General features: G+C 30.9%; 15 protein-coding genes. 11 read left to right on the forward strand and 4 right to left on the reverse strand.

The window, feature by feature from the left end:
• A complete protein-coding gene (locus D3P13_RS04385) occupies positions 1–609 on the forward strand; it encodes an alpha-ketoglutarate-dependent dioxygenase AlkB family protein (protein WP_117880054.1) in 609 nt (202 codons plus the stop codon).
• A 4-nt stretch (positions 610–613) separates the two neighbouring features.
• Here D3P13_RS04385 and D3P13_RS04390 read toward each other — a convergent pair whose 3' ends face one another.
• The 3 genes from D3P13_RS04390 to D3P13_RS04400 are packed head-to-tail and all read right to left on the reverse strand — an operon-like array spanning position 614 to position 2,545.
• Positions 614–850, reverse strand: a complete 237-nt coding sequence (locus D3P13_RS04390; protein ID WP_117880055.1) for a hypothetical protein — start codon at positions 848–850, stop codon at positions 614–616.
• A 30-nt stretch (positions 851–880) separates the two neighbouring features.
• Positions 881–2,194, reverse strand: coding sequence for a serine hydrolase domain-containing protein (locus tag D3P13_RS04395; RefSeq protein ID WP_117880056.1), 1,314 nt, complete (start codon positions 2,192–2,194; stop codon positions 881–883).
• Positions 2,195–2,197: 3 nt separating this feature from the next.
• Positions 2,198–2,545, reverse strand: coding sequence for a MotA/TolQ/ExbB proton channel family protein (locus D3P13_RS04400; protein ID WP_117880057.1), 348 nt, complete (start codon positions 2,543–2,545; stop codon positions 2,198–2,200).
• A 511-nt stretch (positions 2,546–3,056) separates the two neighbouring features.
• Between D3P13_RS04400 and D3P13_RS04405 the strand changes: the two genes are divergently transcribed.
• The 10 genes from D3P13_RS04405 to lpxB all read left to right on the forward strand — a co-directional run bounded on the left by D3P13_RS04405 (position 3,057) and on the right by lpxB (position 12,753).
• Positions 3,057–3,809 (forward strand): sensor histidine kinase, encoded by a 753-nt coding sequence (locus D3P13_RS04405; RefSeq protein WP_232829128.1) that lies wholly within the window; start codon positions 3,057–3,059, stop codon positions 3,807–3,809.
• 4 nt (positions 3,810–3,813) lie between these two features.
• Entirely contained in the window at positions 3,814–4,524 is a 711-nt protein-coding gene (locus D3P13_RS04410) for a LytR/AlgR family response regulator transcription factor (protein WP_449374873.1), read from the forward strand.
• 70 nt (positions 4,525–4,594) lie between these two features.
• On the forward strand, positions 4,595–5,512 hold the full coding sequence (locus D3P13_RS04415; RefSeq protein ID WP_117880060.1) for a DMT family transporter: 918 nt from the start codon (positions 4,595–4,597) through the stop codon (positions 5,510–5,512).
• Between the two features lie 27 nt (positions 5,513–5,539).
• On the forward strand, positions 5,540–6,625 hold the full coding sequence (locus tag D3P13_RS04420) for a diphosphomevalonate/mevalonate 3,5-bisphosphate decarboxylase family protein (RefSeq protein ID WP_394336448.1): 1,086 nt from the start codon (positions 5,540–5,542) through the stop codon (positions 6,623–6,625).
• Positions 6,626–6,781: 156 nt separating this feature from the next.
• Positions 6,782–7,354 (forward strand): toxin-antitoxin system YwqK family antitoxin, encoded by a 573-nt coding sequence (locus tag D3P13_RS04425; RefSeq protein WP_117880061.1) that lies wholly within the window; start codon positions 6,782–6,784, stop codon positions 7,352–7,354.
• Between the two features lie 121 nt (positions 7,355–7,475).
• Complete coding sequence (locus D3P13_RS04430) at positions 7,476–8,402, forward strand: mevalonate kinase family protein (RefSeq protein WP_117880062.1); 927 nt, start codon at positions 7,476–7,478, stop codon at positions 8,400–8,402.
• A gap of 9 nt (positions 8,403–8,411) precedes the next feature.
• Positions 8,412–9,350, forward strand: a complete 939-nt coding sequence (locus D3P13_RS04435) for a geranylgeranylglycerol-phosphate geranylgeranyltransferase (RefSeq protein WP_117880063.1) — start codon at positions 8,412–8,414, stop codon at positions 9,348–9,350.
• 76 nt (positions 9,351–9,426) lie between these two features.
• Entirely contained in the window at positions 9,427–10,380 is a 954-nt protein-coding gene (locus tag D3P13_RS04440) for a carbon-nitrogen hydrolase family protein (protein ID WP_117880064.1), read from the forward strand.
• Between the two features lie 235 nt (positions 10,381–10,615).
• Entirely contained in the window at positions 10,616–11,509 is an 894-nt protein-coding gene (locus tag D3P13_RS04445) for a pseudouridine synthase (RefSeq protein ID WP_117880065.1), read from the forward strand.
• 137 nt (positions 11,510–11,646) lie between these two features.
• A complete protein-coding gene (gene lpxB, locus D3P13_RS04450) occupies positions 11,647–12,753 on the forward strand; it encodes a lipid-A-disaccharide synthase (protein WP_117880066.1) in 1,107 nt (368 codons plus the stop codon).
• On the opposite strand, the gene D3P13_RS04455 is transcribed toward lpxB, so the two are convergent.
• A complete protein-coding gene (locus D3P13_RS04455) occupies positions 12,746–14,083 on the reverse strand; it encodes an MATE family efflux transporter (protein ID WP_117880067.1) in 1,338 nt (445 codons plus the stop codon). The genes lpxB and D3P13_RS04455 overlap by 8 nt on opposite strands.
• Positions 14,084–14,426: the final 343 nt, after the last annotated feature.

Consider the following 14,426-nt stretch of genomic DNA (forward strand, 5'->3'; position numbering starts at 1 on the left):
ATGAACCTTTTCGATGACCTTATTGATCCTAATTTAAATCTTCTTCCAAAAGAAGGGACCGTAAATTATTATGGACGGTTATTAACTCCTAAAAAAGCAACCCAATACTACGAAAGTCTACTAAAAACCATTCAGTGGAAAAATGATGTGGCTATAATTTTTGGAAAACGTATAGAAACGAAGCGAAAAGTAGCATGGTACGCTGAAAAACCCTTTGAATACACCTATTCTAACAATACGAAATTAGCATTACCCTGGACCAAAGAACTCATTGAACTGAAACAGTTAATTGAACAAAAAACAGGAGAAATTTTTAATTCTTGTTTATTGAATTTATACCATAACGGATCAGAAGGTATGGCTTGGCACAGTGATGGCGAAAAAGATTTAAAGAAAAATGGTGCGATTGGTTCATTAAGTTTTGGTGCTGAACGTAAGTTTGCTTTTAAACATAAAGAAACAAAAGAAGTAGTCTCTTTGGTGTTAGAACATGGTAGCTTGTTAGTAATGAAAGATGAAACACAAACGCATTGGTTACATAGATTACCACCAACAAAGAAATTTTTTAAACCAAGGGTAAACTTGACGTTTAGAACAATTGAGAAATAAACGTTTAACTTGCTACTTCTCCTCTATGTGGCTTTAACGCATCACGGTAGGTAAGCATATCTTTTTCATCCACAACAATAAAGGCAATGGCAAAGTAGTCTGAATGTTCAGTAACATCAACTTCATGATATGACAGCTTTTCCTTGACCGCAAATTCCTTTAAATGAATGGCATGGTGCTTTGCCGTTGGTAAAGCTTCGGGACCTCTAAAATCCCAAATAAGTTTTATTTTTCTGTTCAATGTAACTATTTTAAGAAGCAAAAATAACCATTATTCTTTTTGCAGCTTGTGCACTTTACCTCCAAAATTAAGAACCATAGCCTTTTCATCTAAATTAAAACTAAATTTAATTCCCATGGAGTCATAAGTAAAACTATCTTTTTCGCTCGCAATTAATTTAAAAATGGGTTGCCCTGTGGCTTGAGCAAATAATGTATTTCCTTTTTTAGTAAAAGTTACTTTTGCAGGAAACGTTTCTCCACTATAAACACCCAAATACACCTCTAAATCCTCAGACTTTAATGCAATTTTAGATTTACTTTCAAGGCTAGGGTCATCACCAAAATAGGTTTCTAAAATAGAGATCAAAATTGGTGTTATTGAAGTGTTTGCCGCATTAAAAGAAAAGGCAATCGAAACATTTTTACTCGGTATATAAGCAGTCATGGATCGAAAACCATCAATTCCTCCATCATGACCATATACCTCTAAACCTTTAAAAACAAGTTTAGACAATCCCATACCCATATTTTCTTTTACAGATTTCATTTGTTCTAGAGCGTCTTTTGAAACTAAATTTCCTGAAAATAAGTTATCATAAAAAACATTTAGTTCTCTTGGTGTTGACACAATTGACCCAGCCCCCATTGGCCCAGTTAAATCAGTTTCTAAGGTGATTGGCTTCCATTCTGAATCTTCTTGATAATAGGAAACCGCTTCATTCTCACTCGGCTTAATAACTTTTCCATAAATTGTTCTATCCAATTTAATTGGATTAGAAATTCTATCGCTTAAAATTTCTGAGAAGGTTTTTTTATCAATATCCTCAGCTATATAAGAAAGTAAAATATAGTTTGTATTTGAATATGCTGTTTTTTCATTGGGTTCAAAATTTACACCGTTTTTAATGAACTTTTCAAGCATTTCTTTACGCGTTCTCGGTTCACTTATCCACTTTATAAAGCCATCTTCATTGGTTACATTATGTAAACCACTTCTATGATACAAAAGATGTTCTATTGTTATTATCTCGGCATTTTCAATTTCACGAAAATAAGTACTTAAATTCGAATTAAGATTTAGTTTCTTTTCATCAATCAATTGCATTATTATTGTAGCTGTAAATGTTTTGGTAATAGAACCTATTCTATATTTAGTTAACGCATCAGCTTTTGTTTTTGAATCGAGATTAGAAAAACCTATAGATTTATGGTAAACTTCCGTTCCATCCTTAAAGATAGAAACCGAACCCATTGCCTTATTACTTTCTTCAATACCATTGAATAAGCTGTCTAGTTTAGTTGATTGAGATTGTAAACAAAGACTTATAAAAAAAACGATTAAAATTGTAATATACCTTATCATAATTTATTTTTTTATCCAAGTTAAAGCGATAATTCCCAGCCTACCTATTAAAAAAACAACCATACCAAAAACAGGAGGTAACAAACTTACTTTTAAACCTCCGGCCAAAACACCAGGTGAAATCTGATTTGCAATTTGAATAGAATCAAATCCACCAATCATACCGATAAGTTGACCTAAAAACCCCCAAACTAAAGCAAATAATGTTATGGAACTTATTAACTTAATGGTCTTATCAGAAGATTCCTTTTTGAGGAAACCTTGAATAATTAAAACAATAACCAAAAATAAAATTAGAAGTAAAGGATACATAAAAGTTGGCCCTCCTTCATTCAGTCTATCAAATAACATAATTTTTTAAATTTTAAGATTAATAATAGTAAATGTAACTATTGTTTTCATTACGTTTATGAATTAGCGATAGAACAACAAATAAGGGTGATTATTAACCATATTAACCTTCTTTGGTTCTTTTTTGTGTAAAAAACAAGGTTAAATTGGTAATTCACCTATGAAATTATACTTATTCAAATTAATTAAGCAACTTGCAATGGTGAATTTACATTTTTTTCATAAAAGCAAATTTGTGCCCATACATTTCATTATATGGATTATTGTATGGTTTTTCTTTGTTTATTTCTTTAGCTACAATTCTGATAATACAAGCTATGTTACTTGGTTTTCAAGTTTTTTGTTACCCATAACTATGGCTACTACGTATTTTATGGTGTATTATTTAATTCCCAAATATTTATTAACTAAAAAATATGTTCTCTTCAGTCTTTATAGTTTATACACCGCTATTTTTTCCACGTACCTGATTGTGCTGGCTATTTTCGGGAGCTTTATTTTCTTATCAAATATGGAAATAAAAAAAATGCCACCAATGAGCAGAAACTTTGTGTTTGTTTTAATTCTAGTGTATTTAGTGGTTGCCATTTTTAGTTTTATAAGCTTGCTAAACCATAACCTTAAAACCATTTCTAAAAACAAAGCCTTAGAAAACAAAATTTTGGAAACCCAATTGCAGATTAAAAATCAAGAATTGCAATATTTAAAAAAGCAAATTCACCCACATTTTCTATTTAATACACTGAATACCATTTACGGGTTTGCCTTAAAACAATCTGAAGATACACCTGGTATTATATTAAAATTATCAAATTTATTAGATTATATTTTATACCAAGTAAACAAACCTAAAGTTAGTTTAAAAGAAGAGATTGCCCATATTGAAGAATATATAGAACTCGAAAAAATACGTTTTCAAGACACATTAAAAGTGAGTTTCAGTTCTAATGAAATTCCTGAAACCATTCAAATTGCTCCGATGCTTCTAATTCCATTCGTAGAAAATGCATTTAAACATGGTCATTTAATAAATGGGTTTATAAACATAGAAATTGTAATACGGTTTTCAAATGACAACCTTGATTTTACAATAAAAAATACCACTATTCAAAAGGAAGCCATAAAAGAAAATGAAGGTATTGGACTTAAAAACATAAAGAAAAGATTGGATATTTTGTATATTGATAATTATACATTAGATATTTCTGAATTTGAGGGTTGGTATAATGTTAACCTCAACGTTTTAAACTTAAAAACAAACTAAATTGGTGAAACAGATTAACTGCATAATTGTTGATGACGAACCTATAGCCCGTGAAATTTTAGCTACGCATTTGCAAAAAATTGATATTATAAAGGTTTCCAAATTATGTAAAAATGCTGTGGAAGCTTTTAATGCTATTAGTTCAGATAAAATTGATTTGATCTTTTTAGATATTAATATGCCCGAAATATCGGGATTAGCTTTTGCGAAATCGATCAATAAAAATATAAAGGTAATTTTCACAACCGCCTATCGCGAATATGCCATTGATGGGTTTGACTTACAGGCTGTTGATTATTTATTAAAACCCATATCTTTTGAACGTTTATTGAAAGCTATCAATAAATTTACCAATGAAAATATTGAAATTATAGGGAAGCCAATTGTTGAAACACATGAAAAAAATGATTTTATCTTTGTGCGTGCTGATAGAAAAATGGTAAAAATTAATTTTTCTGAAATACTATATATTGAAAGTTTAAGCGATTATATTCAAATTCATTTAACTGATAAAACCATTACTACCCGAGAAACCATTAGCAATATTGAAGCGAAACTTCCGCAACATCAATTTTTAAGAACACATCGCTCATTTATAATCTCAATAAATAAAATAGCTTTGTTTACCAATGAATTTGTAGAACTTGGCAACAAAGCCATCCCTATAAGCAGAACCTACAAAAACGATGTGCTTAAAAAATTAGAAAGTCTCTAAAACAACACTGAGCATCGTAATTCTAAGTAATTAATAACATTCAGAAAATTGCATTACAATACATTTGCTCATGCTATTTTCAAAAATCAAAAACTCTGCTGTACTTATTGCCATTGTTGGAATTGTTTTATTTTCCGCAAAAGCCATTATGGTTAAATTGGCCTATCAATACAATGTAAGTTCATTACATTTACTATTGTTTAGGATGCTTTTTTCACTTCCTTTCTATTTGATAATTCTATACTTTGATAAACCAAAATCAACACAAAATATTAAGAAACAAGATTATCTGTGGCTGCTCTTTTTTGGATTTATCGGCTATTATTTGGCCAGCTATTTCGATTTTTTAGGCTTACAATACATCAAGGCTGGTTTGGAAAGAATTATCTTGTTTGTTTACCCAACTTTAGTGCTTTTAATCTCAAGAATTTTCCTAAAAGAAAGAATTTCACCAAAACAGATTATCGCCATATTAATCACCTATTTTGGCGTAATTATAACATTTAGTGGAGAATTGCAATATAACGGTGACCATATTCTCCTTGGCGGATTTTTAATCTTTTTAAGTGCTCTAACCTATGCCTCGTATCTCGTTGGTAGCGGTTGGTTAATACCAAAATTTGGTGTATTACGTTTTACATCATACGCCATGATAATATCATCAGTTTGTGTCATTATTCATTATCTAATATTCGACAGAACTAGTGTTTTTCAATACTCATATCAAGTATATCTACTTGGTTTTATGATGGCTATTTTATCAACATTAATTCCATCGTTTTTAGTCTCATTAGCCATTAAAAAAATAGGAGCTTCTAATTTTTCAATCATTGGCAGTATTGGTCCAGTATCTACGATAATTTTAGCTTACATTTTTCTTGATGAACGATTAACCTTAATGCAATTATTAGGAGCAGTTATCGTAATTATCGGTATTACCTTGGTTTCTTTTAATAAGTCAAAAAAAACTAAAAAACTTGTTGGCTAACATTTATATTTGCATAAAATCACAATTTTGGAACAGAACGATTTAATTTACAAACCAACTCACAGCAAAATATTAGAAGATGGCTCTTTCACTTGGAAAGCTCCCAGTAATATTGCCTTAATAAAATATTGGGGAAAAAGAGAGCCGCAACTTCCTGAAAATGCTTCGATTAGTTTTACCTTAGATGCTTGTTCAACATTAACTACTATTAATTTTAGCAAGGGTTTACCTAATGAAAATATTGATTTCGACATCTATTTTGAAGATGAAAAAAAAGATGATTTTAAACCAAAAATAGAAAAGTTCTTTGAGCGTATAAAACAATATGTCCCTTATATTTCAGACTATAATTTTGTAATAAAAACGCGTAATACATTTCCTCACAGTAGTGGTATTGCCTCTTCGGCCAGCGGAATGGCGGCATTAACTTTATGTATTTTGAGCATGGAAAAAGCTCTAAATCCAGATATTTCTGACGAACTTTTTTATAAAAAAGCCTCTTTTTTAGCACGTTTAGGTTCCGGTAGTGCAGCAAGAAGTATTGAAGGCCCCTTAGTAGTTTGGGGTGAACACCATAAAATTGAAAATAGTTCTGACTTATTTGGTATAAAATTTTCAGGAACTGTTCATGAAAATTTCAAGAACTACCACGATACTATTTTGTTAGTAGATAAAGGAGAAAAACAAGTGTCAAGTACCGTTGGTCATAACTTAATGAACAATCATTCTTTTGCTCAACAACGATTTGTTCAAGCGAATGAAAACATGATTAAAATCTCAGAAACTTTAAAAACGGGCGACTTAAAATCGTTTATAAGTATTGTTGAAAGTGAAGCACTTACGCTCCATTCTATGATGATGACCAGTCATCCTTATTTTATTTTAATGAAGCCAAACACGTTAGAAATAATAAATAAGATTTGGGCATTCAGAGAAAAGACAAACTCAAACATTTGCTTTACATTAGATGCTGGTGCCAATGTTCACATCTTATTTCCTGAAAAAGAGAAGGAAAGTGTTAACGATTTTATTATCAGTGAATTAATTCAATTTTGTCAAAATAATCATTATATTTGTGACAGGGTCGGATTTGGAGCGAGGCAAATTCAATAGATTTCCTATCCTTTTATAATTTGTTCTTTTGATTTTTTGACCGATACAACGTTATAATAAATTCAAACTGAAATAGCAAAACTATATACAAATAGAGCTTAATCATGCAAAAGCTAAGTATATCGTTTTGGATTTTATTAACTTAAAATTTCGGTCATGAAAAACTTAACTACATTATTTTGCCTACTTACATTCCTTTTTTCTACATTTTTATTTGCTCAAAAAGACACCCTATGGTACGATTCCAATTGGGGAGAAACAGCACGAGCCCAAGCCTCATATTACAGACCCGCACCTGATAAAAAAGATAATGGCTATTGGTGGAAAGACTATTATATCGATGGTACTAAACAAATGGAAGCCTTATCATTAAAAGAAAATGAAGAAGTCCTTCACGGAAAAGTAATTTGGTACCACCCTAATGGAAAAATAATGCAAACCGTTCATTATAAAAACAACGTACCGCATGGTTTACGCAAAAATTATTATAAAAGTGGACCGTTAAAAAGTGAATATTCTTATGTTAATGGTAAAATTGATGGTGCTTATGTAGCATATCATGAAAACGCTCAACTTTCAGAATCTGGCAACTATAAACTCGGAGAAAGAATTGGTGATTGGAAAGAACATTATAAAAGTGGAAAGTTAAAAGCCGAAGGTAAATATGCCAATGGAAAAAAATCAGAAACATGGCAAGTATATTATTATGATGGCACAATAGAAGATTAAACAATGACGTTTGTTTTGATAATAAACGTTATATAACAGCGTTTAAGAACCATAGAAGCATTCTTATTAGTGAGATTATATTATATTTGCAACCAAATACTATGTTAATATTCATAAATTGATGAAAGGACCTTTATTTTATGCTAAAATTTTACTCTTTGGTGAGTACGGAATTATAAAAGATTCCAAAGGTTTGGCGATACCATATAATTTTTTTAAAGGTGCCTTAAAAACATCAAATAATTTATCGGATACTGCTAAAAAATCCAATGAAAATTTATTGAAATATTATAACTATTTATCGGATACTGATAACAATATTGTACATTTTAGATTGGATGAATTAAAACGAGATATACAAAATGGTATGTATTTCGATTCTAGTATACCTCAAGGTTATGGTGTTGGAAGTTCAGGTGCGTTAGTAGCTGCTATCTACGACAAATATGCCGATGACAAAATTACCGTATTAGAAAATTTAACCAGAGATAAATTATTGAAATTAAAAGGAATTTTTGGAATGATGGAATCTTTCTTTCATGGTAAAAGTTCTGGATTAGATCCTTTAAACAGCTATTTAAGTTTACCTATTCTTATCAACTCTAAAGATAATTTAGAACCAACCGGAATACCATCACAAAAAGAAGGTAAAGGTGCTGTGTTTTTATTAGATTCTGAACAAATTGGTGAAACTGAACCTATGGTTAGCCTTTTTATGAATAAAATGAAAAATGAAGGCTTTAGAAAAATGATCAATGAAGATTTTGCAAAATATACTGATGCTTGTATTGATGATTTTTTACATGGAAATGCAAAATCACTTTTTGGAAATGTAAAACAACTCTCTAAAGTGGTGTTGGCTAATTTTAAACCAATGATTCCCAAAGCATTCCATAAACTTTGGCAACATGGTATTGATAGCAATGCCTATTATTTAAAATTATGTGGTTCAGGTGGAGGTGGCTATATTTTAGGTTTTACACCTGACTATGCAAAAGCTCAAGAAATTCTAAAAAATTATAAATTAGAATTAGTTTACAGATTTTAATTATGGGTTATGGACTTACTTAAAGCCGCGGAAGAGAACACACCCAAAAAACCAAAAAAATACCCTTTTTATTATAAATTTTTCAGTTTACTATCTGTAGTAAGAGGTTATAATATTGTAATTATCGTAATTGCTCAATATTTAGCGTCTATATTTATTTTTGCTCCTGAAAAATCTTTACGTGGTGTCATACTTAATTTAGATTTGTATCTAATAGTTTTAGCGACTATATGTGTAATTGCAGCGGGTTATATAATCAATAACTTTTACGATGTAGATAAAGATAAAATAAATAAACCTCAAAAAACAAAGCTAGATAGCATTGTTAATCAACAAACCAAATTATATATTTACTTTACACTTAACTTTTTAGGTTTTGCTTTTGCTTTTTTTGTATCATGGAAAGCAGCTATATTTTTTGCAGTTTATATTTTTGCAATCTGGTTTTATTCTCACAAACTACGTCATTATCCATTAATAAAATTATTTTCTGCCGCCATTTTAGCCCTACTACCCTTTTTTGTGATTTTTGTTTATTATAGGAACTTTTCTACTATCATTTTCACCCATGCTTGTTTCCTGTTTTTTATATTACTAATCAGAGAACTTATCAAAGATTTAGAAACCATGCAGGGTGATATTGTTTCAAACTATATGACATTACCCATAAAATATGGCGAACGGTTTACAAAAACACTTATTACACTCATTGTATTTTTAACCATACCTCCTATTTCATTCTTATTAAAATATCCTGAAATAGGTTTAATGAAGTATTATTTTTATTTCTCGGCATTAGTCTTATTAGTCTTTCTAATCTTATTATGGCGATCAAATACCAAAAAAAATTACATGCTCTTGCATACCATTCTTAAATTATTAATTATTGCTGGTGTGTTTAGTTTAGCATTTATAGATACTTCTGTAATAATAAAAAGATTATTATGAAATGCCTAACTAAAATTTGGATAACACCAATATCATAGTCTTGGCATTCCATCTGACCACTAAAAAATAATAACAGATGAATTCACATTTACTAAAAGTTGCTTTGGCTCAAATTTCACCTGTTTGGTTAGATAAAGACAAAACTCTTGAAAAAATAGCTTCAAATATTAAAACGGCTGCGAATCAAAATTGTGAATTAGTTGTTTTTGGAGAGGCTCTATTGCCAGGTTATCCTTTTTGGCTGGCACTAACAGGCGGTGCAGAGTGGAATACTAAAACAAATAAAGAACTCCATGCACATTATGCAAATAATTCCATTCAAATTGAAGCTGGAGAGCTAGACAGTATTTGCAAATTGGCACAAGAAAATGCCATAGCCATATATTTAGGTATAATTGAAAGAGCCAAAAATAGGGGAGGTCATAGTTTATATTGCTCGCTTGTTTATATCAATCAGAAAGGAGAAATACAGTCGGTACATAGAAAACTTCAACCAACCTATGATGAGCGTTTAACTTGGGCTCCTGGAGATGGAAACGGATTACGAGTACATCCACTTAAAAAATTTACCGTGGGTGGTTTAAATTGTTGGGAGAATTGGATGCCATTACCAAGAACTGCTTTGTATGGTATGGGAGAAGATCTACATATTGCAGTTTGGCCTGGCAGTGACCATAACACCAAAGACATAACTCGATTTATAGCAAGAGAATCACGTTCGTTTGTAATCTCTGTATCTAGCTTAATGGCTAAAAGTGATTTTCCTAAAAACACACCACATTTAGAAAAAATACTTAAAAATGCTCCAGAAGTTTTAGCCAATGGAGGTTCGTGTATTGCTGGTCCGGATGGTGAATGGTTGTTAGAACCTGTTTTACATAAAGAAGGGCTACTTATTGAAACATTAGATTTTAATCGTGTATTAGAAGAACGTCAGAATTTCGATCCTGTTGGGCATTATTCACGGCCAGATGTTACTAAACTTATGGTAAACAGAGAGCGACAACAAATAATTGAGATTAAAGAGTAGATAAATACCAATTTAATTTTATAATGTCGCATTGAAATTGTTTAATTTTCGCAATATTTTCGTTAAAATAATTAACTAGAACAAAAGCTATACTAAAATATCTTGCCTCAATCTTGCAAAAATTAATTCAATTCAATTATACGACATTATAAAATTAAATTGGTATAACTTCCCTAAATGTATTAATTTTGCCGTTCAAACTTCTAACTATAAGAAGTTCTAAAAAATATATAAAATGGCAAAACAAAACTCGTCGAGAGGACGACAAGCCAAAACGTCTTCTCCGAATTCAGATTCAAAAAAGAAATCAACTACAGTAAGAAAGTCTTTTAATAAAGGTAAAACTTTTACAAAAGGTAAAGCAAATCCATATAGAAAGGACATCAGAAAAGACAGCCCAAAACAACGTCTTGAAGAGCCTACCGAAATCAGATTGAATAAATACATTTCCAATTCTGGAATTTGTTCTCGTAGAGAGGCTGACACCTACATTAAAGCTGGAAGTGCTACTGTTAACGGTAAAGTAATTACCGAAATGGGCTATAAAGTAAAACCGACAGATGATGTTCGTTTTGATGACGTATCAATTAATCCGGAACCAAAACGCTATGTTTTACTTAATAAACCAAAGAATTACATTACCACTATGGATGATGAACGTGGTAGACATACTGTAATGGAATTGGTTGGTAAAGCTACAAAAGAACGCATTTACCCAGTAGGAAGATTGGATAGAAATACTACGGGTTTATTACTTTTCACTAACGATGGTGAAATGGCTAAAAAGCTAACACACCCAAAGCATAATATTAAAAAATTATATCATGCATCACTGGATAAAAAATTAGCCTTAACCGATTTACAAAAAATTTCTGAGAACTTTGTACTAGAAGGTAAAATGGTTTTTGTAGATGCCATTTCTTATATAGAAAATGAATCAAAAACAGAAATCGGTATTGAAATTCACTCTGGAAGAAACCGAATTGTTAGAAAAATATTTGAACATTTTGGATATAAAGTGACTAAATTAGACCGTGTTATTTTTGCTGGTATGACCAAGAAAAACTTACCAAGAGGACATTGGAAGCACTTAACACAGCAAGAAGTTAATAATTTGAAGATGATATAGCGTAAGTTATCATGTTCTAAGTTCTTAATAAAAATGTCTCCCGACGATTCGGGATGAGTGAATTTTGAGGATGAAATCTGCAAAATTTGTATCTAAAATCACTCGTACAAACAGTACATTAGAATAAAATATATAAAGTGAAATATTACATCATTGTTGGAGAAGCCTCAGGAGATTTACATGCTTCAAACCTAATGAAAGCATTGCAGAAAAAAGATGTAAATGCTGAGTTTAGGTTCTGGGGAGGAGACTTGATGGAATCCGTTGGTGGTACTTTAGTTAAGCATTATAAAGACCGGGCTTTTATGGGTTTTTCTGAAGTTATTTTCAATCTTCGTAAAATTTTAGGGCTCATTTCTTTCTGCAAAAAAGATATTGCACAATACCAACCAAATCATATTATTTTTGTTGATAATTCTGGTTTCAATTTGCGTATCGCAAAATGGGCAAAAAAAGAAGGTTTTAAAACCAACTATTATATTTCACCTCAAGTTTGGGCATCAAGAGCAAGTCGCGTAAAAGACATTAAGCGTGATATAGATAACCTGTTTGTCATCTTACCTTTTGAAGAGGCTTTTTACGAAAAATATAATTATACAGTAAATTTTGTAGGCCATCCTTTGATTGATGCTATTTCAGATAGAACACAAGTAAGTGAAAAAGCATTTCGGAAAGAATACAACCTAAACGAAAAACCTATTATAGCCCTATTACCTGGAAGTCGCAAGCAAGAAATAACCAAAATGCTTTCAGTTATGCTTAAAATGGTTGATAAATTTAAGGACTATCAATTTGTAATTGCAGGTGCACCAAGTCAAGATTTTGAATTTTATAAACCTTTTATAAAGGAATCTGACGTTAAGTTTATTTCAAACAAAACGTATGATTTGTTATCCGTTTCATACGCTGCGTTAGTTACATCTGGTACTGCCACATTAGAAACCGCTTTGTTTAAAATACCACAAGTGGTGTGCTATAAAGCGAGTAATATATCCTATCAAATAGCTAAACGAATTATCACGTTAAAATTCATATCACTGGTCAATCTAATCATGGATCGTGAAGTAGTTACTGAACTTATTCAGCACGACTTTAACCCGAAAAGATTAGAGAAAGAACTCACTAAAATATTGGACAATAAATACAGGGAAAAGCTCTTTTTAGACTATTTTGAATTAGAAAAAAAATTAGGTGGTAAAGGTGCAAGTGATAAAGCTGCAGGGTTGATTTATAACTCTAAATAGTAGTATTGTCCAAATACTTCTTCCTAAAAACAATCACCAATATAATTGTTCTTAAAAACATCCAAACGGTAAAGGCTATCCATATTGCATATAGTTTTAATCCGTAATGATCTCCAATTAATAACACCGGTATAAACCCTATGAATGTCGCGATTAATAGTGTATTTCTTAACGTTACTGCCTCTGCCAAGCCTTTAAACAATCCGTCAAAAACAAAGGCAATGGCATTTAAGGGTTGCATTAATAAAACAATCCAAAATATAGCATAAAAGGAATCTAAAACTTCAACATCTTTAGAAAAAGCTTTTCCAATGGGAACATAAAATATAAAACAAATTGTGGATAATATAAATGCAATAACAATGGCATATTTACTCAAATCGACACTTAATTTCCATAAACTTCTATAATCCTTTTCTCCTAACAATCTACCCGAAACGATGTTACCAACACTTGCATACCCATCAATAAAAAAGGAGAAAAAAAGCCATATTTGAAATGCGATAGTTTGTGCTGCTATATAATTATTACCATAAGCAGTGGCGTAAGAATTAGCAAAATAAATGGCAATATTTAAAGATAATGCTCTTATAAATAAGTTTAAACTCAACAATAGCAATCGTTTGATTTCCTTATTAAATGGCCATTGAAATTTTAGTTTGAAAGGAGTTTTTTTAATGAACAAATACAAAGCCATTACCGCCATAACAACTTGAGAAATAAGACTGGCATAAGCGGCACCTTCAATATGCATTGCTGGAATAAAACCCTCAATACCAAATACCAAAACAAAGTCTAAACCAACATTCAAAAGCAAGCCAGTAATACTAATTATCATAGGCCAAAACGTGTTTTGCAAACCTCTAAAAACACCAAAAATTGAAAACACTAATAACGTTAATGGTAGCCCAACCGCTCTAATCTTATAATAAGAAACTGTATAATTCAAAATAAGTCCCTCTGCATTATAGAGTTTAAAAATAAATTCAACAAAAGCAATGGATACGAAATACAGAATAGCACTTAATGCTAAATTAATAACAATAATTTGGGTTGGTAAAGATTGTATTTCATCTAATCTATTAGCTCCAAAATAACGGGAAATTATGGCAGATATAGCCGAACGTGTTTGAGCTAAAATCCAGATTAAAGCAGACAAAAAGGAACCTGCAATACCTACCGCAGCCAATGCCTCTGTAGCATTCACATCAATATTACCTACTATTGCAGTATCTGTTAAAGAAAGCAATGGTTCTGCAATACCTGCTATTAGTGCCGGTATTGCTAATTTATTAATATATGTAAAGGTAACTTTTGGTTTCGATTGCATTCTGCTAAATCAGCCGGTTTTAAAATGCAAAGTTCGGTAATTAATTATCAAAAAAGAAGGAATAAAAAAAGAGAAAAATAGTTGGCTTTAAAAATGGGAAAAGCCCCAAATGACATGAGATGCAGATGAGGCTTTTAATTAAATAACTCTAAATTTAATTTCTTTAAATAGTACGTTGACTATTCACAATGTTTTTAAGTATTTGGGTTGATACTTACCTCAAAGATAGGTCAGAAAAGGATTAATTTAAAGTAAATTAAACGTAAGTATTGTTTTTCTTAACAAATGGTATAGATTTAACAATAAATGGTAAATTGAGACTTATTTAATACTGTACATATTT

Source organism: Aureibaculum luteum (genome assembly GCF_003449015.1).
GTDB classification, from domain to species: Bacteria; Bacteroidota; Bacteroidia; order Flavobacteriales; family Flavobacteriaceae; genus Aureibaculum; species Aureibaculum luteum.